Below are 21,936 nucleotides of genomic sequence, written 5' to 3' on the forward strand. Positions count from 1 at the left end.
AGAGACAGATTTAACTTTATAATATTTCATCTGTCAACTTGACAGGGACTAGTGCAAAAAGACATTTTTAATATATACAATTTTAATGTTAACATAGATTTCATTAATAAAATTGCTAAAAAAATGCCCGCCCATATTCAAAAGAATTTGGTTCTCTTCATAAAGTGTTCAAATAATATTCGTTTCATATTTCAATTTTTAATTCATCTATAAGAAAAACAATAACCCGGCAAGAATCAAACAAATTTGGATTGCAGTTACAATCCAGAAAAAGAAGAGTCTGGGACAGACAGCACATGACTGTCTGTCCCAGACTCTCGTAAAATCTTTAATCAACTGCCATTTGACAAAAAACCATTATTTTTCTGTTTGCTTTTTATATGCGATAACCGAACCCTAATCAGAAGTTTGCAGTTTGCTTTAGTTTGATATTTGATTTCATAGTATTTTCGTTAATTAACTCTTTAATCACCAAATCTATTATTGTTGCATCTACCGTTTCATCAAATTTTCGTGAAAAAAAATGTCCTGCCTGTTTAGCTTTTTCTAGTTCATGAAAATTTTTCGAAGTCCAAATTAACGGACTTCCATCCCACCAGTTGATATATCTTAGATTTCCCTGAAATTCGTCTTCGATATCATGGACTGGATCTTGATGATATACTGTGTTTTGCATTTTAAATTTTTTTAACTCATAGGGTATGAATAATTCGTCCACTAAATAACCATGAGAAAACTGATGATAAACATCCACTATATTTTCCTTTTTAACTATTTTTTGGACAAATTCATCACTAAGTGTAACCCAATTTGAACCAAATCTAATGTCATCCAGTTGATGCGTAGTTTTTTCTAAATACTTTGTTTCAATTTTTCTAATACCTTTAAAAAGCAGATATAACGGATTCTTACGAGAAATTCTAAATGATTTTTGAAATATATGTTTCCGTTTACGCATTGATAATGAAAGCTTATCTGACATACACGAATAAGATACAAATTGACAATTTGAATGTTTGTCAAAGAAGTGATGAATATTGTTTTGAGACGTTAGGGGTAAATCGAGCCCCGATAATAGGTGATAATAAGTGTACTGTTTTAAAGCAGCATTGCTGAATAGTAATAATTCGGCTTTAATCTGCGAATAGCTTCCCCAATATATTGGAATCTCTTTTAAAATAAAGAGACCTGATTTTTTACTAGTTAAATGCGTACGAGCTTCCTTCGATGTCTTATCAATAAGAATATAGATGTCATTTCGAGAATCATCAAGTAGAGAAATTAATCTTTGTAATTGATGGAAGTTTCTATTGGCTATAATTAAATATGCGTGTTTTTTATTCGTTGTTATCAGACTCCTGAATACGTTTTTGATTGTTTACCGCTTTAACTGTTCATTGTATGTTGAATATTTCTACTCTTTGGTTATTAATCAACTGTTTATAGTAGAATAAAGAAGAGGTCTGTTGTACCTCTTAATTTCAGAGAAAGAAAATAAGGAAAACTAACAAACCACTACGAATAAAGTAACGTAAAACTGAATTTAAATCAAGTTATTAATTACTATAAATAAGAAAATTTATATCACTGGATTAAAAAAAGGAAAACAATTTAAACATGAATTGTTTTCCTTTTTAAATTTTTCATCAATAACCGTTTGTCAACCAGCTACTCAACTTAGTTAGATTCCGAAAAATCCACGCATAAACAATGCCGCACAAGCTGCCCCAACAAATGGTGCAATCCCAGGAACAATCACACCGTATTGCCAGTCACTATCAGCCTTGTTCTTAATTGGTAAAATAGCATGTGCAATTCGTGGTCCCATGTCCCGTGCAAGGTTCATGGCGAATCCGGTTGGACCACCAAGCCCCATACCAATGGCCCAAACTAACAAACCAACACCAATCGGAACAATCCCCGGCGTCTTCACTTGAGAAATAGCTAAAATGCCAGAAATAAAAATGAACGTATCAAAAAATTCGACGAAGAAATTCCGTGGTAAGTTCCGAACTGCTGGTGCGGTAGAGAAAATGTTACGAATCGTAATTGGAGAAATTTCATCAGCAGAAGCAGCAAAGTGATCAGCATACATGATCCAAACAATCACGGCACCAACAACCCCACCTAAAACTTCTGCAACTGAATACGGAATAAAGTAAGCCCATTTAATATTACCTAAAATACATTGAGCCAAAACCATGGCCGGGTTAATTGATACGTTACCAAAGATAAATAGCGCAATGGTAATCCCAAAACCCCAAGTTGTAATTGCAAAAATGTGACCTGAACCGCGGTACTTAGTTCCCTTTAAAACCTCACTACAATGTACACCAACACCAAAAATAATCATCAAAGCGGTTCCCATGAACTCTGCCAGAAGCTGATGAATCAAAATATTTCTCCTCCTGTGGCGCTCGTGACGCCGTTTTATTTTTAAGTAGGTTCGTTAAACTAACTTTTCAGAAAGTAACAACCTTTTTTTCACGAAGACCATTATACACAAAAAAAGAACCGCATAGGGTTCTAATTATAAAATTATTCAGTTTTACGCCAATTACCAGTCTTTTCAAATCAATTGCCCACCTAAAAGCGTTACTTGCGGAAATACTTGATTCGCCTTCGTAACCGCCGCATAACCCGGGGTGATTTCGGCTCAATATTCTTTTCAAACCATTCTTGAACCGTCGCATTGACTACCCCACCAAACATCAACAAGATGCCTGAAAAGTTCAACCAAAACATTAATACGATCAAGCTTCCAATTGTTTGATACGAGGTCACTCGCCGTGCAAATAACTCGACGTAGATTCGGAATCCTTGGGAAATAACAATCCACCCAATCGTCGTTACTAGCGCACCTGGCCAAACATATCTCAACTTAACTTTTGCATTAGGTACAAAATAATACAGTAGCATGGCCACCGTAAACATCCCGACAAATGTGATTAAGTTTTTATTAGCCAATAATTGGCTCCACCAACTCGGAATAAATGCTTCCGAAGTATGGGTCATCTGTAAAATGGCGTCCATAATCACTTGACTCAGGGTAAAGAACACCGATAGCCCAACGATTAGGACCAACAAACCTAATGTGAGGACAAACGCCATCAAACGGGTCACAATCGCACCCTGAGCATTTTTTACCCCGTAAGCTTCATTCAAGCTTCGACGAATGGCTGCAATAATCTGAGAAGCTGACCAAATTGTCACAACGATCCCGATTGAAAGACTTCCACTACCTCCACTCGACAGAAAGGAAACCAAGATGGGTTTAAACGTTTGATAAATGTTACTGGGAATAAACTCCTGAGCGTACGCTAAAATCTGGCCCGTTTTCAAATTAAAACGGGCCACAATGTTACCAGCAATTAATATGATGGGTGCAATCGACATCAGAGCATAGTAAGCCAGAATAATTGCATTGTTCGTTACATTAGCCTGTTTAAAACGTCTGATGATGATTTCCAACCACCTCATTGTTTTCGGAAAACGCGTTTTTAAGTTCATTTATTAATCTCCAGAGACTACCTTAATGCTTAACATTATACCTTTAATTTAAAATCTAAACATCTTTACATTCGTACCTTAAATAGCAGCTATAATCAAAACTAGTGTGGTAAGCTAACAGTATAAACCGGATACTAGGAGATTATTAATTAATGAAAATGATGAGTCTAATTGTTCCCTGCTATAATGAGGAACCTACTGTACCGATTTTTTTTGATGCCGTCGAGAAAGTCTTTGCCAATAACCCGGATACCTTCAAAGATGTTCGCCATGAATATCTTTTTATTAACGATGGCTCAAGCGATGCAACCTTGACAGAGTTTCGCAAATTACATACTGCTCATCCCGAGCTAGTTCATTACCTGTCATTTTCACGTAATTTTGGAAAAGAGGCCGGCTTAGCTGCTGGACTACAACATGCTAACGGCGATTATGTCGCCGTCATGGACGTCGATCTTCAAGACCCCCCCGAGTTATTACCCCAAATGCTTTCACTACTTGAGAGTGGTAATTACGATTGTGTCGGTACCATGCGAGAAGATCGTAAAAGTGAACCAGCTATCCGTTCATTCCTCTCAAGATCATTTTATACGGTCATTAATAAGGTCTCGAAAGTCCAAATCATCCCTAATGCACGTGACTATCGTCTGATGACCCGCCAAATGGTTGATGCTATCTTAGAGTTGCCAGAGTACAATCGCTTTTCAAAAGGAATCTTCAACTGGGTTGGTTTTCGAACGACTTACTTGAAGTTTAAAAATGCCCCCCGGGCTGCCGGAGAAACTCACTGGTCATTCTGGCAATTATTTAACTACTCGATTGAAGCCATCGTTGATTTCTCTGACGTTCCTTTAAAAATCGCCACATTTACCGGTGGATTATTCGCTTTTCTCTCAATCATTGGCATGATTATCGTAATTGCCAGAAAGCTACTACTTGGTAACAGTGTTAGTGGTTGGGCTTCAGTTGTCACGATTATGTTATTCATAGGTGGAATTCAACTGTTTTGCCTAGGAATTATCGGTAACTACATTGGTAAAATCTACTTAGAAACAAAGCATCGTCCTCAGTATATTATTCAAGAAAAAAAGTAAAAGCAACACCTGATAGCCAGCCGTTATTGGCTATCAGGTGTTGCTTTTATCATTTCGCATTAGTTACAAAACAATTATCACTATGCCGTACACAATGATACATCCGTTTAACATTAATGTAAATTGATTTAATTGTTTCCATTAATCTTATTATAAATATCTTCAAGAATATATTCCGCCGCATGCCCATCCCCATACGGATTCTTCGCATCAGCCATCCGTTGATACTCTTTTTTGTCATCCAGTAACTGATTCATGGCATCTGTAACCTTTTGACCATCCGTCCCCACTAGCTTCAGCGTACCCACAGCGACGCCCTCAGGCCGCTCCGTCGTCTCACGTAAGACTAGTACCGGCTTATTCAGTGATGGTGCCTCTTCTTGAACCCCACCAGAATCCGTCATAATGAAGTAGCTCCGCGCCGCCATGTTATGGAAGTCCACAACATCCAACGGGTCAATTAAGTGGATTCGCTCTGTATTGCCTAGGACCCGCTTAGCCACCGTCTGAACTGCCGGACTTAAATGTACCGGATAAACCACTTCAACATCAAGGTGCTGCTTAACAACCGCTTTAACAGCATTAAAAACCGTCTCCATCGGTGCGCCTTGATTTTCCCGCCGATGCATCGTCAATAAAATCATCCGATGGCCCGGCTGAATCAGCTTCAACGCATCATGCTGATAGTCCTTTGAGACCGTCTGATTGAGCGCATCGATTGCTGTATTCCCCGTTACACTGATATTTTTGTCAGCATGGTGTTCTTTAAGCAGATTCTGACGGCTTAGTTCCGTCGGTGCAAAGTACATATCGGCTAAGACATCGGTCAACTGGCGGTTCATTTCTTCCGGATACGGTGAATACTTATCCCATGTCCGTAGCCCCGCTTCAACGTGTCCCACCGGAATCTGGTGATAAAAAGCACTGACACTGGCTGCAAACGTGGTCGTCGTGTCCCCATGTACCAAAACAATATCAGGCTTGACCTCATCCATAATAGCATCTAGCTTAGTCAGCACCCGACTGGTAATTCCTGCCAACGTCTGATTTGGCTTCATAATATTCAAATCGTAATCCGGTGCGATGTGAAAAATATCAAGCACTTGATCCAACATTTCGCGATGTTGGGCTGTAACCACCGTTACCGGAATGAACCGTTCCTGTTGTTGCAACTGTAAGACAATCGGGGCCATCTTAATGGCTTCGGGACGGGTCCCAAAAATTGTCATCACCTTAATTCGTTTTGACATTATTATTCACCTGATTTTCACTAGTCTTTATCCTTTATAATAACGTTTAACAAGCTAATCGGCTACCCACACTGCTTAATTGCTAATCTTCCTTTATTAATTAATATTATAAGGAGGTATAGATTGCAGTAAAAAAATTACTAACGCTAGCTATTTTTGAGCCAAAAAAAGTGTTCGAAAACCGTCCAGTTTTCAAACACTTTTGATTAATTACTTATTTTAAATACTTGTGCCAAACATAACCTTTAACTTTATTGTTTGATGAATGAACGTAGTAGTAAAGGTACTTCTTACCGTTGTACTTGGTAATATGAGCTTTCTTCGTTGCAATCAAACGTGTCTTAGCATAGTTTTTCAAGTTATGTTTCTTAACGAACTGGAAGTTCTTAGAAGAACCTTTGAGCTGGTAAACGGCACCCTTAGACTTTTTCCCGTTAACAACCCTGTAATTTTTAGCCTTCATCGTCGTTTTCTTGGTGATCTTGTTATCCAAACGTGTCACATACTTGTGCCATACCCAGCCTTCGTTTTTACCTGATTTAATGTGGTAGTACAAGTATGTTTTACCATTGGTCCGAGCAACATAAGCACGTTTATCAACCTTGAGATACTTAGACTTAACATCTTTCAGATTAAACGCAGTCTTAAAGGTAAAGTTACTCTTGGAACCATTGAGATCATAAGCTTTGGCGCTTACACTTGCCTTTTTGACCTTATAATAGTTCGCTACTTTACCTTTTTCTTTGGTAATGCTCTTACCCATCATTTGCTTGAAAGTCAACAAGGATTGTAATGGGTTCCCATTAGGATCAAAGAGCGCTTGGTTATCATAGGAAGAAGCACCCCAGTAAGCATCAACATTAGCTTTTTGACCAGCATAACCGGCATCACCGTAATAATCAGCAGCGTACTTAGTTGCCCAGCCAGTCCCATACTTTTCATCCATATCGCGGTTGTATTGGTAGTTATTCCAACCAGCTTTGACTGGAATCCAAGCAGGTTCCCAGTAGAACGCACCAAGGGCCTTGCCATTCCCATTTTGCATCACTGTCTTCCAAACATCACTGATACTATCAGATTGTCCTTGGACAGAAATCTTGAATGGCGGGTTTTTAATATCTCCAACAATGTTCGGCTGACCATCCATATCATCAGTGGTGTATGGGTAACTCATTTCCATTACGGCAAACTTCTTACCATACTTTTTAGTGATGACATTTTCCGCACCAATTAGCTTATTATCAGGACCATTCCAATGTGGATAGAAGGTTGCACCCATCACATCATAATCAACTTTATTAGCTTTTAACTCACCGGCAATCTTGTCAAAAGAAGCGGCGGTTGGTGATTCATAGTGCACTGCGGCCAATGCATTAGGGGCGTACTTATGAACTGCGTTAACCCCTTCAGCTAAATATTGCATATACTTAGCCGGGTCAGACTCCTGCATCATGCCCTTAGTCGTTTCGTTGCCGACCTGAACCATGCCAACGTTCACATCAGCATCCGCCATTGCAAGCATGACTTTCTTAGTATAATCATGCACAGCCTGCTTCTTTTGTTCGAAGGTGTAGTTCTTCCAAGCTTTTGGCAAGGCTTGCTTACCAGGATCAGCCCAAAAATCAGAATATTGTAAATCAATCAAAACTTTCATATGATGCTTAGTCGCATCTTTCCCAGTCTTAATTGCGTTAGCTAGTGTTGAATCACCCGCACCATAAGAATGACCATCCTTATCGTAAGGATCGTTGAGAATTCTTAACCGTACGTAGTTAACACCAGCATCCTCCAACGTCTGCATGATATCTTGTTGCTCACCTTTGTAGTTGTAATACTTTACACCAGCATTCAACTCAGCTTGCAAACTAGAAATATCGACCCCACGAATCGTATTTTTCGTGACCCCTTTGACGGGCGCAACCTTAACCTTGTCATTCTTGACATTGGTTGTCCCATCGGCATTGGCCTGCGCATTGAGTCCAACTGAACTCAAGCCCAATAAAACGGCCGCAACCAGTAATCCTTTGTGTTTCATAACTAATTTTCCCCGCTTTCTACAAACTACACTAATCATACGTCATTTATAATCTCACAAATATAGTTATATTAAAATACATTTCACCAAAAAAACGCAGTTATTTAGTCAACAACTGCGTTTTCTCCTGATTACTTAAAACTTCACCGTTTGCATTAAGATATCCTGAATTTCGTAGGCCACCTGGTTATCCGTCGAAAAAACGCCTTGATTTTCGAACAACACGAGGGCAACTTTACCATCCCGGGTTCCCATATAATACGTGTGGAATTCATTATCGTTTCCCCCAACCCGAATGTGCCCATTAGGCTGATAATAGACGCCTCCCGAATACTGGAACGCAAAATTATTCGTTAACTCCGCCAACCCGGCTTGACCAAGCAACTCGCCACTCTGCAGTTGATACATGAACTTATAGTAGTCACCCACACTCATATACAAACTCCCACAACCTAACTCACTAGACTGCAGTGGCTTGGATAAGATGGTTCCCTGTGAAAGTCCATTCGTTAAGCGGTAGGCCAACGGATTAACAATATTACCAGGAATCTCGTCATAACCAAACGTATGCTTCAGTCCCAGTGGCCGAATGACCACGTTCTGCAACATCGTCATGTAAGATTTATGTGACACCTTCCGAATCACACCCGCTAATATCGTGAAGTTCGCGTTCGTATAAAAATACGCGTGATTGCCCGTTGAGAGCACGTGTTTCAACGTAAAATCAATCTGCGCCTTTTCAGTTGGTAAAATCGATTTGGGTGTCGTTTCTTTCATCCGGATTCCCGAACGGTGGTCTAACAATTCACGAATCGTGATCTGATTTGCGTACGGTACCTGCGGATAAAATTTACTCAACGGTGTCGTCATACTGAGTTGCCCTTTATTGATTAAATGCTGCACAACGGTTGCTGTGACTGCTTTTTGTAACGACGCTAACGGATAAACTTCCGTCGCCGTATTCCGCGTATTTTTAGACAGGTCAGCGTACCCGTACGTTTTCGTTTTTACCCCGGCCGGACCGTTCGTCGTCACCAGTAACGTGCCCATAATGTTATGACTTTTAATTAAAGCATCAATCTTGCTCATCGCCTGTGCTTCGGTCAGTTGCCCTGGAAGGGGCTTTTGTACTGGTTGCTTTTTAGGCGCAGGCTTCTTTTTCTTCGGAACTACCCGGGTACTATTAATGCGCGCCATTTTAGGGGCACGTTGGGTTTGGCGATTAAATTGCTGACTCCCCCACAGGCCCAATCCAATTATCAGTAACAATCCTGGTATTCCAAGCACAACTAACCACGACTTTTTCTTCATCCCAAAGCCCCCCAATCTTGTATCCATAGCGTACGACGCACCCGAAAAAAAAGCACGCAGAACAACGTTAATGTTAGTCGACCAAACCAAGATTCAGGGTAAAGTTGAATATAATAACTAAAAAAAGACTAAATTTTAGTGATTTTAACTCGTGCAATTACCGAACAAAACCATTAAACTTAGTTCCATAGTTAACTTATAACATGGAAGGATGATTATATGAGTCAAGCAACTAACTACCTACAACACGTTTATGAGGTCATCGAACACCGTGATCCCAATCAAGCTGAATTTTTAGAAGCCGTCCACGACTTCTTACAGACCATGACGCCCGTTTTTGAACAACATCCCGAATATATCGAATCTAATATTTTGGAACGTTTAACGGAACCCGAACGCGTCATTCAATTCCGCGTTCCATGGTTAGACGATGCTGGTCATGCTCAGGTCAGCCGGGGCTTCCGAGTTCAATTCAACTCAGCCATTGGTCCGTATAAAGGTGGGTTGCGTTTACACCCTTCCGTGAATTTAAGTATCGTTAAATTTCTCGGCTTTGAACAAATTTTCAAAAACGCTTTAACCGGACTCCCTATCGGTGGCGGTAAGGGTGGTTCTGACTTTGATCCTAAGGGAAAGTCAGATAACGAAATCATGCGTTTCTGCCAAAGCTTCATGACTGAACTCAGCAAGTACATCGGTCTTGATACCGACGTTCCCGCTGGTGATATTGGTGTCGGTGGCCGTGAAATCGGCTACTTATACGGTCAGTACAAACGTCTACGCGGCGCAGACCGGGGCGTTTTGACTGGTAAGGGCCTCAGCTACGGTGGTTCCCTCGCACGTCCCGAAGCGACCGGGTACGGTTTGGCTTACTACACTAACGAAATGCTAAAAGCCAACGACTCGTCATTTACGGGCAAACGCGTTGCCATTTCAGGCGCGGGTAACGTCGCCATCTACGCCATTCAAAAGGTTGAAGCGCTTGGTGGCAAAGTGATCACCTGTTCAGACTCTGACGGCTACGTTATCGACGAAAATGGCATCGACTTCAAATTAGTTAAACAAATTAAAGAAGTTGAACGTGGACGGATCAAGGCATACGCCGACCGCATCACAACCGCAACGTACGTAAAAGGCAGTGTTTGGAACGCCGACTTAGCCTACGACATCGCCTTGCCATGTGCCACTCAAAACGAAATTGACGGCGCTAAGGCCCAAACGATTATTGCTAACGGTGCCAAGGCCGTTGCTGAAGGGGCCAACATGCCAAGTAGCCCCGAAGCCATTGCCGCCTACCAAAAAGCTGGCGTGCTATACGGCCCAGCTAAGGCCGCCAATGCGGGTGGCGTTGCCGTCTCAGCCCTTGAAATGAGTCAGAACAGCATGCGGCTCAGCTGGTCATTCGAAGAAGTTGACGGTCGCTTACAGACCATCATGCAAACCATCTTTGCAAACTCGGTAGCAGCTGCCGACAAGTACGGTGTTAGCGGCGACTACCTTAGTGGGGCCAACATCGCTGGCTTCACCAAGGTTGCCGACGCAATGCTCGCACAAGGCTTAGTCTAAGCTTGCAACTTAAAAAAACGCAGTTCAGAAATCTAAAATTTCTGAACTGCGTTTTTTTGTTAAACTTTATCATCTGGATAACCCGTGTGGGCCACTAGCTGTGAATACGTCTCGTGTAAAGTCAGTGCTGCGACCTTCCAACCAAGCTTTAATAGTGGAATCAATCGCAACGGATCTTCAACCGGAATACCGTGTTCGTGTGCAAATTTAAAAATAGCAGGTAAAACTTCCATATCAGAATTAGCAAAATAATAATTACCGGTATCCGTTAGAACAAAGATCGTGGCCCGAAAAGCGTGCCGGGGATCAAGCCCCTGACTAACGTGCCAACGAATCGCCCCGATTTGGATCCGTTGCACCGCACTCAACGGCATCTCGCCAAGGTTGCGTCCCTCTGGCGACCACAAAACGACTTGCCGTGGTGTCAGCTCCACAATGGCATATTTTTCACTCCGGGTGCCGGATAACCGCCGAAGCCAGTTACGTTCAGGCTCTGGTTTGGGGTACTCCTGCCCCTGAATTTCAAAGTGAAACGGGACAATACACTTCTGAGCACGGTCAATCGCCCGGTAATGGCCAGCAATCTGATGATTAGCAAAAACAGACGTCATTGGTTTAAACATAACGGTCACTCCCCTCACCGTCAGTATACGCTTTCATCACTAAAATAACAGCCTTTAAATAGGTCAAAAACGGGATCAAATTACGATTGTAATTCGACCCCGTTTTAGCTTGCCACTTAGTTCTCATTTATGTGCTTGAATAATATCTTATGACAAATATGTGCGCTGACAATTTAAATTAATTAACTTGCCATCCCCGATTCAGATAGCTAAGCGCAAGCTTCACTCACGAAATCAGCGATCCGCTGACTTCAACTACACCCTTTGACACCATATTCACAACTTTTAAGTTGTTTGACCTAATCAGGTCAATGCTTATTATAGCATCATTGTGAGCGCTTACACAATTATGGCCGATAAATTTAGGGATAATAAAAAAAGCTTACCAACTAGGCAAGCTTCTCTTTATTAGTCGTTAGTTTGACCGTCTTGGTTCGCTTCACTATCGTCAAAGTCAGCGGGCATAATCGCAAAATTGCTTGCTTCAGTTGAAAGTAATGCGGCGTAAGCACGAACTTTAGCAGATAAAGCAGGAATAATTGCACCGTTAAGGTTATTCAACATGTCCTGTTCATCATCTTCAACACCCTTGTCGTCTGCTTGACGTTCAATGATACCGACCATTTCACCACTCAACCGTACGATTGCAAAAACCGTTGCGGATAAGTCATACATGTCTTCTTTATAAGTGACGTTTAATTGTGCTTGGACCACGTCGTCACCAAAAGTCTTCTTAACGTCGGGATTAGCTGGTGTGTAGCTGAATTGGCCTTGGCCAGGTTCGTCTTTGGATTCATCACGATCATAAACGATTTGGAAATGTAAATCTTGGATAGCTGAGTTTAAAATTTCAATATTCATAGATGGAAACTCCCTTTTATATAATACCTTCACCATAAAGGAAATAGGTCAAAAATACAATCAAATTTCCGTGCTTTTCGTGAATAATTCATCAAGATTTGATTAACTTGCCGTAAAGATCATTAATCTGAGATTGATTGACGAACTTCGTTATAACCCTTAAACTAATCAATGAGTTTGATTAGGGAGGAATTATGATTAAGAAGAGCAAACTGATGACCGCCATTATTATTTTGAGTTTGGGCACTGGCTTACTTGCAACCCCCGGTGTCACCGCACAGGCGATGCGTGTCCGCGCACCCCGAACCTTCTTACGCTGGCGCTTTAAACGAAATATTTCAAAGCGTCACCACGTTAAACAGAATCACCATAAGAGATATTCGCACCGACGTTAAACAAAATTAAATTACGCGATGCCTAAAGCTAGCGGTTCAGAAACGTGCGCTAAAAGGCAATTTGCTCCGCTTAACCCGGTATCAGGGCCCATTCCAAACCCGGGAATAATCCCTGATACCACGTTAATGCTCACAAATTAGTCGCCTTTTATCTCACTCTTACTGCCGGGGTTGTTGCTGATTCTGACGCCGAATCCGATCAGGAACCTTTTCAACCAAGAGGTATTGCCGAATCAATGCTACAATCTGCTTATTTTGCGGTAAATCCGAATGGGCCGTATTCGCCCCGGTCACCGTTATTTCAGTAAAGTGCTTGACCTGGTGCTGATAGATGTACTTGCCGTAATTCACACTATTGGCTGGTACCGTCCCATCACTAGAATAGTTCTCGGTTCCCGCAATCGAGTACACGGTGAGCGATTCTGGCAACCCACTGCGGTACTTGTATAGTTCTTTAAACATACTCGTCTTAGCCGTCGTACTCGTGGACTCCATGTTATACGGCGAGGCAATCGTCATTAACCGATCAACGTGGACTTTCGGACTTTGTTTTAAATACCGCTCTAAAAACAATGTCCAAATCAAGCCACCATTAGAGTGTCCTAATGCCGAGAAGTGATTAAATTTATAAGTCTTAATTAATTCCTTTAGCGCGGTATTCAACCAAACGGCTTGCTTATCGATGTTGGCCTTACCGTCCTTATTATTGGCAAAGCCAATCACAATAAACGGTTCCTTATCCCGATTATCAATGCTTCCACTATACTTAATCGAACCATCCGTTTGAACCGTTAGCTTTAAAACGCTGTGCTTCTTCGGCGTTTCCTTCCCTAACTCAGTAATCAAACTATCGAAACGGTTCTGAGTCGCACTCGACCCGGGAATCATAATAACTGGGGCCATCTGACTTCGGCCCGCATTTTTTAACGTTTTAATGTTAGCCTGCGACCACGTATAAGCTGGCCAACAAACGCCAACTAAGATAACCAAGCCAAGAACCCATTTCCACCAATTACGCTTCATCTTTGACCACCGTCCCCTCAGTTTGGTTAGCGAGTAGGACAAATGGCAAATAAATGGCCGTCGCTACTAAAAGGTTAATTAGACTGACAACTAACGCACGCCAGTCGCCACCGGTCCCTAACCAACCAATTAGGACTCCCGGCGTCGTGCGGTCGACCGGATAAACGACTGGGGGCATCAGTTGCAGTTTTAGCGCCGCCCAACTGATCACCATGTTAACCACCGGTGCCAAGACAAACGGGATCGCTAAAATCGGACTGTACGCAATCGGTAAGCCGACTAATAAAGGTTGATTAAAGTTAAAAATCGCTGGTAACCAACTCGCTTTAGTCACGGCGCGGTAGCTTTGATTATGGGAACGCCACAAAATGGCAATAACTAACGCTAACGTCATCCCGGGACCCCCAACGTTCGCAAAACTGTCAAAAACGGTGTGCAGTGTGATTGGGTTCGGCGCTCCCCAAGCCGAGCCGTGCTGTAAAGCGTACTGTAAGTTTTGAACCGTGCTGATGGCACTATTGCCGCTGTAATCAACGGGGCCAATAATCCCAATCAACCAAAATAAATTGCTTAAGACCGTCGTCCCCAGCATCGTGCTCAACATGGCACCGGGATTAATAAACGGCAACGTAAAAACTTTGTAAAATAGGCCGTTTAAGCCGTACTTGCTAACGAAGCTAACCCCGTAACCCACGCCGCTAAATAAAATCACACCCACGACGAGGGGTAACCAGTTACACCGTGCCCGTAACAACAAATGTTACTGCGTCTCAATGGCCTGGTGGGTATGTGGTCGACGGACTAGGTGCGTAAATAGCCATCCCGTCACCAGCCCTACTAGTAAGGCTAAAAAGATGCCTTGCGTCCCCAAGTTATCTTCTAAAACCCGAGGAACGTTTGCATCACGCCGGTTAAAGACGGCGTAGTTAAAGTTCAGCATCATAAAACTAATGGCCGCGCTAATCCCAGCCAATAAGTTGTCACGTTGGGCGGAACGCGCCACAAAATTGGCGGCCGCAAACGCCACGATAACTGCAATAATTCCGTTAATACTTTGGCTTAGCATCGTCGTATAAGTCGTTAACTGCGAAAAACCAGGCACCCAGTGACTCAGTCCGTAAATATGATTTAAAAAGCCGTTTTTTTGAAAGATTGCTTGGTTAACTAAACTAATATAAGTGCCGATCAGCACAAATGGAAAAAGCAACGTCAAGGAATCTCGCAACGCGCGCCAATACCGTTTGCGCTCAACGACCCGTTCAAAATTTAACAATCCGCGTTGTAGCTTTTTAATGGTACCCATCCCCCAAAACTTAATTGTCTTAAATATACGCTTATCCGCTAGCTCTGCCTACCGCAGCCACTTATAAAGTGCGTTTGATTTCGTCTTCGTCTTGATATCATTTATAATTATAATAAATATAAATGGAGGTGGTTTCTATGCCTAGTCGTTACACGCACATCTTAGTTCCTGTCGACAGTTCCGAAGCTGCACAAGCGGCCTTTACCGAAGCAGTCAACATCGCCCAGCGGCATGCGGCCCAACTGACCGCACTGTACGTTGTCGACGATAGTGCCTACCATGCGCCAGCGCTTGATCCGGTCCTTTCCGAATTACTCGACGCCGAAGCCGCGCACGCTCAAGACGCGATGCAGCAGCGACAGCAATTCGTAACCACTACCACGATTTCTGATTTCAAAACCGAAGTCACGTACGGGATTCCTAAACGGGCCATCGAGGACTACGCTAAGCAACACCCTGAAATTGATTTGATTGTACTCGGTGCCACTGGTAAAGATTCGCCCCACCGGGTGGCTGTGGGTTCAACAACTAGTTACGTGGTCGACCACGCCCCTTGCAACGTGATGGTCATTCGCTAAAAATGAAGCGCATAAAAATGAGGATTCAGAAAAGTTGGCTATTTTCTGAATCCTCATTTTTGTTTTATCGACATTCAAATGACCGCCAAATTCTCACCGAAGTTTTAAGTTCAACAATGCGCAGCCGTAGTATCATTAAGTAGCCAACTGATTCCTGTGTCAAACAATTATTACAGTGCTTAAATCTTTGGGGGAAATTAGCATGCGACATAAACAACCACGTTATTTGGGGAGCCTGATTGCAATCATCGGTCTAGCAATTCTAGGCCTATCTTTTTTATTCATTGGTTATGATAACTCCGACGCCAGTGTCGGGGATCAGCGCCTATTTCAAACTCGGCTAACACGGATCACGGCCACTGACAACGGTGAATGGCGCGTCACGGGGACGACTAACGCACCGTCTGGGGCTAAGATTATCGCCCTAGGCACGACGGACGTTTCCTCAGTCGCCAGCTCACTAGCCAGCACCACTGCCTGGTCTCGCGTTAATCACGGTCAATTCACAGCGACCATCAATGCTTATAACGCCGCAACTAGCCATCAATACCGTACTGGGCAACTTGTCCCGGTCACGGTAGTTGCGGTGACCGATTATCAGCAGCGTCAGTATAACTTACTGCCCGCCGCCCTGCGTGACCAGTTACAACAGTTTGCACCGCACCAACTTAAACTGACTGAGCAACTCGCACACTTTTGTCAGGAATCGTACCATCAATATAATCTATAAAACACTAGGCGACTGGAATTGGCATAATCAATTTCAGTCGCCTAATGTTTTATTACTGTTTTTTTCAAAATAAAAACCGCTTCATATCAACCGTAATCGCTGATATGAAGCAGTTTAAAACTGAATTTATTGATCCCACCCGGACTCGAACCGGGATCAACCGCTTAGGAGGCGGGTGCCCTATCCAGTTGTGCTATGAGACCATAACCAATCCGTAAAATATCATCTCACGGATTGCGTCATTTGGCAATTACCTATTTACCGAAGCGGTCGCGGTTCTTTTTCCGCATCCCCTTCTTCTTGGAATGCTTATTGTGCCCCTTATGCTTCTTTGGCATGGCTTTTTCTGCCTTGGCCGGCTTCACTAATTGATCATTAGTCTCAGCGACACGCTTAACCTTGTCAGGATGCCCAGCATCACCGACCCGGTGGCGACCATTCGCCGCCTCCCCAGCCTTTTCTGGATGGTCAAACGTCAACGGCGGTACTACCCGATCAGGCTTGTTATCCACGATTTGATAACCAACTAAGTAACCGGGCTTAATTTCGTAATTCGTCTCCGCCATCAGCTTCTTGAAGTCACGAATATCGTGATCATCGCCCATAGTCAAGACTAACCCTTCGGCGCCCATCCGGCCGGTCCGACCACTACGGTGAATATAAGTCGTCACGTCTTTTGGCAACTGGTAATTAATAACCGCTGGTAATTCGGGAACGTCTAATCCCCGGGCAGCCAAATCAGTCGTCAATAACAGTTCAACCTTACCCTGGCGAAACAGCCGCAACGCCTTTTCACGTTCAACCTGACGCTGATTACTCGTTAACGCCACGTAATTAACGTGTTGGTGCCGCAATTCAACGGCCACGTGTTGTAACTCCTGCATCTTGTTAAAGAACACTAGCGCCCGTAGACGGTCCACGCGGCTAATCCGTTTTAGCAAGTTGACCCGTTGCCGGTTGCCGACTTCCATCGTACGGTGGCGCACGACACCCTGCGTCTGGTCGATGGCCCGTACGTCAATTTTTTCAACCGTTTGGCCAAACCAACGAGGAAGTTCATCCAAAATCTTCGTTTCGGTTGCTGAAAAGAAGCCCAATTGTAACGTTTCGGCAAAGGTTGCGTCTAAAATCTCTCGAATCTGATCAAGCGTTTCATCCGTCAGCAATTCGTCCGCTTCGTCAACGATCATGAGCTTTAAATGCCCAAGCTTCAACTTACCATCCGCAATCAGGTTAGTGACCCGTCCCGGCGTCCCAACGACGACTTCTGGATGTTTCTTAAGCTTTTCAGTCTGGCGCTTCACGTTGGCCCCACCAGTAATGGCTAAGACCTTTGCGTCGACTAACTGTGCCCAATCACGGACAACGTTGGTCGTTTGCATCGCTAACTCTTGTGATGGTGCTAAAATCAAGGCTTGTACCCCTTCACCAGGGCGCACCATTTCTAACATTGGCCAAGTAAAGGCCAGGGTCTTCCCCGAACCAGTCGGGGCCAGTCCTAAGACTGATTTGCCCGCAGCCATGGGTTCCGCTACCGCCGTTTGAATGGGTGACGGTTCCGTAAAGCCCTGCGCTGCAAACTTTGTTTTAAATACGTCTAACATAGTGCCTCATTTCTATTTATCGGCTAAATCACGTTCGTCATCGGAAAAGTAGATGTGTCCGGACTGCCGTAAATTAAATAATAGTTTATTAACATTGCGACTTAACTGCCGCCATGCTTGATATTCTTTTTGATGACCGGCTGGATCATTGATTACCATTGCAAAGTCGCGGGCTTCCGCGAGCATTGGGTTAGCGTCCGGCTGAACACCGATGTTATGGGCCTTGCCGTCCACGTCGTGATAAGTGACTTTGCCCAGCTCAGCCGCGTTATCCATCACAATGGCATCTTGCAAGCCGTTAATTTCAGATGGCAAAAACGAATTACTGGTTTTACCCACGTTCAGTGTCACCGTAAAGGCTGGGTAACGCAAAACTGCCAAGCCCTTCCCGTCGACCTTCGTTGACAACAAGGTTGGGTAATAGGCCACCTCATCCGGCATACCGAACCAACCAACCGCATCATAGGCCAAGTAAACACCGAGGTCTTGCAAAGCCCCACCGGCGAACTTCAGTGAGAAAATGTTAGGTTCTTCGCCTGCCCGCACGGCGTCAAACCGTGAGGAGTACTTCATGTACGTTAAAGTAGCGCCTTGGACCTGTTCAAGCTGGTCGATTTGATCCTTGACCCGTTTAAAGTTAACTTCATGGATCTGACGTGCGGCTTCAAATAGCAATACGTCTGGATGAGTAGCTAAGCATTCGTCTAACTGTTCAAATTCAGCCTGATTAGCCACAGCGGGTTTTTCAACAATGACGTGCTTGCCGTGTTTGATAGCGAGCTTCGCTTGGGCAAAATGCAAACTATTTGGCGATGCAATGTAGACGGCATCAAAGTCACCTTGACTGAAAAAGCGCTCTAAATCCGTAAAGATTGCCCCGGCGTGATTTTTGTCCGCAAATGCTTGGGCCGTCTCACTGTGCCGTGAATAAACCGTCGTCAGCTGCCATTCACCCGACTCATTCGCCGCGTCAATAAATTGTTGCGTGATCCAGTTGGTTCCAATGATTCCTAATTTTAACATGCTAATACCCCTCTCGTTAACGGCAACCGCTGTGACTGGTTGCGCTTACTGATACTTTCATTCTACCAGTTTTACGAACGAAATAGGGCCTTGGAACTTTGAAATTTATGGCCTGTTTAATGGCAAAAAAAAAGTTGCCCGCGGGCAACTTTTTAAAAGTTTGATTATTGTTGAGGAACAACGTTAGTAGCTTGTGGGCCACGATCGCTTTGTTCTTCGTCAAAAGTAACTTTTTGGCCTTCTTCTAAGGTCTTGAAACCGTCAACTTGGATAGCTGAGAAGTGAACGAATACATCGTTGCCATCTTCACCAGTAATAAAACCAAAACCTTTATCAGCATTAAACCATTTTACAGTACCATTTTTCATAAATACAAATCCTCCTAGGATTATCAAATCTAAAGTAACGAAACTATGTTATCAACACCTAAAAGAATTTGCAAGGTAGCAAACTAATGATACTTCTGAACTCCTGTTAAATGCCAATTACATATTATAGATTAACACACTCACCCACCCGATGACAAGTGATGCCGATTTTTATTCTGATTTTTCGTGGAATATCTCATTAAAATTAACAAACGGTTACGTACATTACCTGCGGGTAACAACCATCTAAAAGCTTTACTAAGAACGGGTTATTTCGTGACGGGTCGGTCCCGTTAGTGGTATATTCTAAGTATAAATGTTAACGAAAGAAGGTTGATCCGGTGAAGCGACGTGGCGCCATTTTATTTGGCCTATCATTACTAGCAGGACTTTCAAGTACATTGGTACGTAAGCAGCACCCCAGCAAACTTGCCAGCGGCGATTTAGCCGTCTTTTATGCGGGCACTTGGACCTATCGTGACGAAGAACATCACCGGGATCACAAACTTGAGATCAACCCCAGTATGCTTATTCGCATTGATGGCCATTCCATGCCAGCAACCGTGGAATCAATTTCTCCAAGCAAACTCGTTTTACTGGACAAATACGGCTTTCACTTAGAAATCAAAGCCAATGAGCAACGGCCCGTTGCTTTGTTTGACGAAGCGGATAATCACAGTTACGTGATCTTATCCCCACAGCAGTTAGACCAAGCGACCAATTAACATGGAATTGAGGGACCACGACACTCGCCGTGATCCCTCCTGCTATTTTTTAGCCATTATAATTATTTTAATATTAAAGTCTAGGACAGCACTCAAAAATCCTTCAGAAGTATCAAATATTTCTGAAGGATTTTTTCTATTACTATGGTCGAAACGTGGGCCAAAAGGCAATTTGTTCCGCCTTTTGGCCCACTCTTTGTCCCTTACTCGAGGTCAAACGCAATCAAATTATCGAACTGTTTGACGCTTCCGTTATAAATGAGGCCGGTAAATTCTTGGCGCGTGCCGTTTTGCCGGTAAACTGCACGGTCAGAGTAATGCATGAAGAGGACCCGTTTTGAGCGGTGGTGCGTTGAAGTTGTGTCGTACCACAAGGGCGTCTTTTTAATCACTGGTTTAACTAAACTCGTGGCCACTCCCGGCGTTGACCACACCACGCACTGGCGGTCGTAATGCGCCGTTAACTTTAAAACTAACGCCCGTAACTTAGCCTGGGCCTGCTTGACCTTGACCGTTTTAGCCGAATAATTGCCGTAATATTGAACTTGAATCGCAATTGGTAAGTTACCGATATTACTGCCGACCGTTTTTTCAAAGTACGCCGCCTGGGCACTGGCAGAACTGGAGAAACTAAAAACGTGCACGACCCCAACGCCCAGGTCAGTCCCCACGATCCGCTGGTAGTTACTGGAAAAGTTGTCATCCGAGTAACTTGCCCCCTGCGTTGCGTGTAGGTAGATAAATTTTAGTCCATTATTTTTTAGCGCGGCAAAATCCAGGTACCCATCATTTTGGGAGACCGCTACCCCGCGGACATTAAACCCATCCACGACTTCAGCACGTTGCCATTGAATCAATGCCAAGACGCCCCAGACGCTACTAATCACGATCAGCAAGACCAACAGCCACGTCAGTCGACGCCGCCACCGCGCGCCCCTGGTTTGCGCATATACTGGTCTTAAGCGCTGCTGTTTTGCCATTCCTCATCCATCCTTACCAACTTTATAATTCCGTCCGCGTCTCACTAATCGCTTCACGTACTCGGCCCAAACTGGCCGCCATCTTAATGTTACCGTGAACCGCCGTCATCAAGAACAAACTATCAATAATGCTCATCTGAGCAATTAACGACGTCAGGCCCTCCGAACGGTAATTAATTTCCTCGGCCACCGAAATAAACGCCACCGTACTGGCCTTAGCCAGTGGTGAATTGCCAAAACTCGTTAAGGCAATGACCGGTACTTTTTGCCCGGTCAAGGTTTTTAAAATTTGTAAAGTCTGCTGATTACGTCCCGTGTGCGAAATCACCACGGCGACGTCATTTGATGTCATTTGAGCCGCTTGCATCAGTTGCATATCATAGTCGCTATTATGCGCGCAGGGAATCCCCGTCCGCACAAACTTATGGTAACCATCCAGTGAAGCAACAGCTGACCCACCAAGGCCGTAAAAGCCAATCGTTTTAGCGTGTAGTAATAAGTGGACCGCCCGTTTCAAATCAGCTTCAGTCATTACCTGACTCGTCTGGTCCAAGGAACTGCGAATACTATTAAACGTGGACGTCGCGATGCCCTTGAAGGTCGTTTGTTTTTCAACGTCTTGAAAGGCCTCGGCCGTTGTCCGTTCAACTGGTTCTGCCGCGGTCAATTCACGTGAAAAGTCCCGAAAACTATTAAAACTAATCCGTTTGACGAAGCGTGAAACCGTGGCCGTCGAAACACCGACCGCTGCCGCCAAATCCGAAATTGATTGGGCCGCCGTTTTTACGGGGTCCTTTATAATATAATCCGCAATCTTGCGGTCCGTTACGCTTAAATTCGGGTAATACGACCGAATAAGTGTCAAAACCCGATTACGATGTTTGGGTGCTTGTGTGGACACATCGGCCACCTCCATGACCAAATTTTACCACAGTTTACAAAAACGCCCTAGGTTTG

General features: G+C 43.7%; 20 protein-coding genes, 1 tRNA gene and 1 pseudogene. 6 read left to right on the forward strand and 16 right to left on the reverse strand.

Going from position 1 to position 21,936, the window contains the following annotated elements; all coding sequences use genetic code 11:
• Nucleotides 1-400: 400 nt before the first annotated feature.
• From IV64_RS13990 to IV64_RS00275, 3 genes are all read right to left on the reverse strand, one after another.
• On the reverse strand, nt 401-1,375 hold the full coding sequence (locus tag IV64_RS13990; RefSeq protein WP_338033729.1) for a beta-1,6-N-acetylglucosaminyltransferase: 975 nt from the start codon (nt 1,373-1,375) through the stop codon (nt 401-403).
• 306 nt (nt 1,376-1,681) lie between these two features.
• Nucleotides 1,682-2,395, reverse strand: coding sequence for a D/L-lactic acid transporter LarD (gene larD, locus IV64_RS00270; protein WP_057705161.1), 714 nt, complete (start codon nt 2,393-2,395; stop codon nt 1,682-1,684).
• 200 nt (nt 2,396-2,595) lie between these two features.
• Nucleotides 2,596-3,510 carry a YihY/virulence factor BrkB family protein gene (locus tag IV64_RS00275; protein ID WP_057705162.1) on the reverse strand — a complete coding sequence of 305 codons (915 nt, stop codon included), beginning with the start codon at nt 3,508-3,510 and terminating at the stop codon, nt 2,596-2,598.
• Nucleotides 3,511-3,662: 152 nt separating this feature from the next.
• Here IV64_RS00275 and IV64_RS00280 point away from each other — a divergent pair, with 152 nt between their 5' ends.
• Nucleotides 3,663-4,604, forward strand: a complete 942-nt coding sequence (locus tag IV64_RS00280; protein WP_057705163.1) for a glycosyltransferase family 2 protein — start codon at nt 3,663-3,665, stop codon at nt 4,602-4,604.
• Nucleotides 4,605-4,732: 128 nt separating this feature from the next.
• Here the strand turns inward: IV64_RS00280 and wecB are convergent, their stop codons facing one another.
• The 3 genes from wecB to IV64_RS00295 form a co-directional block, all read right to left on the reverse strand.
• Entirely contained in the window at nt 4,733-5,854 is a 1,122-nt protein-coding gene (gene wecB, locus IV64_RS00285) for a non-hydrolyzing UDP-N-acetylglucosamine 2-epimerase (RefSeq protein WP_057705164.1), read from the reverse strand.
• Nucleotides 5,855-6,068: 214 nt separating this feature from the next.
• Complete coding sequence (locus IV64_RS00290; RefSeq protein WP_057705165.1) at nt 6,069-7,889, reverse strand: glycoside hydrolase family 53 protein; 1,821 nt, start codon at nt 7,887-7,889, stop codon at nt 6,069-6,071.
• Between the two features lie 135 nt (nt 7,890-8,024).
• The gene (locus IV64_RS00295; RefSeq protein ID WP_057705166.1) at nt 8,025-9,200 is read right to left on the reverse strand and encodes a serine hydrolase domain-containing protein; all 1,176 of its coding nucleotides are present in this window, start codon (nt 9,198-9,200) and stop codon (nt 8,025-8,027) included.
• Nucleotides 9,201-9,419: 219 nt separating this feature from the next.
• On the opposite strand from IV64_RS00295, the gene gdhA reads away from it, so the two are divergent.
• Nucleotides 9,420-10,766, forward strand: coding sequence for an NADP-specific glutamate dehydrogenase (gene gdhA, locus IV64_RS00300; RefSeq protein WP_057705167.1), 1,347 nt, complete (start codon nt 9,420-9,422; stop codon nt 10,764-10,766).
• Between the two features lie 59 nt (nt 10,767-10,825).
• Here gdhA and IV64_RS00305 read toward each other — a convergent pair whose 3' ends face one another.
• Nucleotides 10,826-11,389: a hypothetical protein gene (locus IV64_RS00305; RefSeq protein ID WP_057705168.1), complete on the reverse strand. Its 564-nt coding sequence runs from the start codon at nt 11,387-11,389 to the stop codon at nt 10,826-10,828.
• Nucleotides 11,390-11,797: 408 nt separating this feature from the next.
• Nucleotides 11,798-12,250: a hypothetical protein gene (locus tag IV64_RS00310; protein WP_057705169.1), complete on the reverse strand. Its 453-nt coding sequence runs from the start codon at nt 12,248-12,250 to the stop codon at nt 11,798-11,800.
• 194 nt (nt 12,251-12,444) lie between these two features.
• Here IV64_RS00310 and IV64_RS00315 point away from each other — a divergent pair, with 194 nt between their 5' ends.
• Nucleotides 12,445-12,645, forward strand: coding sequence for a hypothetical protein (locus tag IV64_RS00315; protein WP_057705170.1), 201 nt, complete (start codon nt 12,445-12,447; stop codon nt 12,643-12,645).
• Nucleotides 12,646-12,804: 159 nt separating this feature from the next.
• Here the strand turns inward: IV64_RS00315 and IV64_RS00320 are convergent, their stop codons facing one another.
• Nucleotides 12,805-13,668 (reverse strand): alpha/beta hydrolase, encoded by an 864-nt coding sequence (locus IV64_RS00320; protein WP_057705171.1) that lies wholly within the window; start codon nt 13,666-13,668, stop codon nt 12,805-12,807.
• A pseudogene (locus IV64_RS00325) lies at nt 13,658-14,971 on the reverse strand (PTS transporter subunit EIIC). Before IV64_RS00325 ends, IV64_RS00320 begins: the two are co-directional and overlap by 11 nt.
• 137 nt (nt 14,972-15,108) lie before the next feature.
• Here IV64_RS00325 and IV64_RS00330 point away from each other — a divergent pair.
• Together IV64_RS00330 and IV64_RS00335 are read left to right on the forward strand one after the other, a co-directional pair.
• A complete protein-coding gene (locus tag IV64_RS00330) occupies nt 15,109-15,549 on the forward strand; it encodes a universal stress protein (RefSeq protein WP_057705172.1) in 441 nt (146 codons plus the stop codon).
• Nucleotides 15,550-15,751: 202 nt separating this feature from the next.
• Complete coding sequence (locus IV64_RS00335) at nt 15,752-16,279, forward strand: hypothetical protein (RefSeq protein WP_057705173.1); 528 nt, start codon at nt 15,752-15,754, stop codon at nt 16,277-16,279.
• Nucleotides 16,280-16,409: 130 nt separating this feature from the next.
• On the opposite strand, the gene IV64_RS00340 is transcribed toward IV64_RS00335, so the two are convergent.
• From IV64_RS00340 to IV64_RS00355, 4 genes are all read right to left on the reverse strand, one after another.
• A tRNA-Arg gene (locus tag IV64_RS00340) sits at nt 16,410-16,482 on the reverse strand.
• A 51-nt stretch (nt 16,483-16,533) separates the two neighbouring features.
• Nucleotides 16,534-17,883 carry a DEAD/DEAH box helicase gene (locus IV64_RS00345; protein ID WP_057705174.1) on the reverse strand — a complete coding sequence of 450 codons (1,350 nt, stop codon included), beginning with the start codon at nt 17,881-17,883 and terminating at the stop codon, nt 16,534-16,536.
• A gap of 12 nt (nt 17,884-17,895) precedes the next feature.
• Nucleotides 17,896-18,906: a Gfo/Idh/MocA family protein gene (locus IV64_RS00350; RefSeq protein ID WP_057705175.1), complete on the reverse strand. Its 1,011-nt coding sequence runs from the start codon at nt 18,904-18,906 to the stop codon at nt 17,896-17,898.
• Nucleotides 18,907-19,070: 164 nt separating this feature from the next.
• Nucleotides 19,071-19,274 (reverse strand): cold-shock protein, encoded by a 204-nt coding sequence (locus tag IV64_RS00355; RefSeq protein WP_057705176.1) that lies wholly within the window; start codon nt 19,272-19,274, stop codon nt 19,071-19,073.
• 341 nt (nt 19,275-19,615) lie between these two features.
• Here IV64_RS00355 and IV64_RS00360 point away from each other — a divergent pair, with 341 nt between their 5' ends.
• A complete protein-coding gene (locus IV64_RS00360) occupies nt 19,616-19,999 on the forward strand; it encodes a DUF4828 domain-containing protein (protein WP_057705177.1) in 384 nt (127 codons plus the stop codon).
• Nucleotides 20,000-20,202: 203 nt separating this feature from the next.
• Here the strand turns inward: IV64_RS00360 and IV64_RS00365 are convergent, their stop codons facing one another.
• Together IV64_RS00365 and IV64_RS00370 are read right to left on the reverse strand one after the other, a co-directional pair.
• On the reverse strand, nt 20,203-20,979 hold the full coding sequence (locus IV64_RS00365; protein WP_057705178.1) for a GH25 family lysozyme: 777 nt from the start codon (nt 20,977-20,979) through the stop codon (nt 20,203-20,205).
• 22 nt (nt 20,980-21,001) lie between these two features.
• A complete protein-coding gene (locus tag IV64_RS00370; protein WP_057705179.1) occupies nt 21,002-21,880 on the reverse strand; it encodes a MurR/RpiR family transcriptional regulator in 879 nt (292 codons plus the stop codon).
• Between the last annotated feature and the right edge of the window lie 56 nt (nt 21,881-21,936).

Source organism: Lactiplantibacillus xiangfangensis (genome assembly GCF_001438845.1).
GTDB lineage: Bacteria > Bacillota > Bacilli > Lactobacillales > Lactobacillaceae > Lactiplantibacillus > Lactiplantibacillus xiangfangensis.

Coding starts and splice junctions, on each gene's coding strand:
- IV64_RS00365 (WP_057705178.1), bottom strand. CDS start 20,979: ATGGCAAAACAGCAGCGCTTAAGACCAGTATATGCGCAAACCAGGGGC.
- IV64_RS00295 (WP_057705166.1), bottom strand. CDS start 9,200: ATGAAGAAAAAGTCGTGGTTAGTTGTGCTTGGAATACCAGGATTGTTA.
- IV64_RS00275 (WP_057705162.1), bottom strand. CDS start 3,510: ATGAACTTAAAAACGCGTTTTCCGAAAACAATGAGGTGGTTGGAAATC.
- IV64_RS00320 (WP_057705171.1), bottom strand. CDS start 13,668: ATGAAGCGTAATTGGTGGAAATGGGTTCTTGGCTTGGTTATCTTAGTT.
- IV64_RS00335 (WP_057705173.1), top strand. CDS start 15,752: ATGCGACATAAACAACCACGTTATTTGGGGAGCCTGATTGCAATCATC.
- IV64_RS00310 (WP_057705169.1), bottom strand. CDS start 12,250: ATGAATATTGAAATTTTAAACTCAGCTATCCAAGATTTACATTTCCAA.
- gdhA (WP_057705167.1), top strand. CDS start 9,420: ATGAGTCAAGCAACTAACTACCTACAACACGTTTATGAGGTCATCGAA.
- wecB (WP_057705164.1), bottom strand. CDS start 5,854: ATGTCAAAACGAATTAAGGTGATGACAATTTTTGGGACCCGTCCCGAA.
- IV64_RS00330 (WP_057705172.1), top strand. CDS start 15,109: ATGCCTAGTCGTTACACGCACATCTTAGTTCCTGTCGACAGTTCCGAA.
- IV64_RS00355 (WP_057705176.1), bottom strand. CDS start 19,274: ATGAAAAATGGTACTGTAAAATGGTTTAATGCTGATAAAGGTTTTGGT.
- IV64_RS00290 (WP_057705165.1), bottom strand. CDS start 7,889: ATGAAACACAAAGGATTACTGGTTGCGGCCGTTTTATTGGGCTTGAGT.
- IV64_RS00280 (WP_057705163.1), top strand. CDS start 3,663: ATGAAAATGATGAGTCTAATTGTTCCCTGCTATAATGAGGAACCTACT.
- IV64_RS00315 (WP_057705170.1), top strand. CDS start 12,445: ATGATTAAGAAGAGCAAACTGATGACCGCCATTATTATTTTGAGTTTG.
- IV64_RS00350 (WP_057705175.1), bottom strand. CDS start 18,906: ATGTTAAAATTAGGAATCATTGGAACCAACTGGATCACGCAACAATTT.
- IV64_RS00345 (WP_057705174.1), bottom strand. CDS start 17,883: ATGTTAGACGTATTTAAAACAAAGTTTGCAGCGCAGGGCTTTACGGAA.
- IV64_RS00305 (WP_057705168.1), bottom strand. CDS start 11,389: ATGTTTAAACCAATGACGTCTGTTTTTGCTAATCATCAGATTGCTGGC.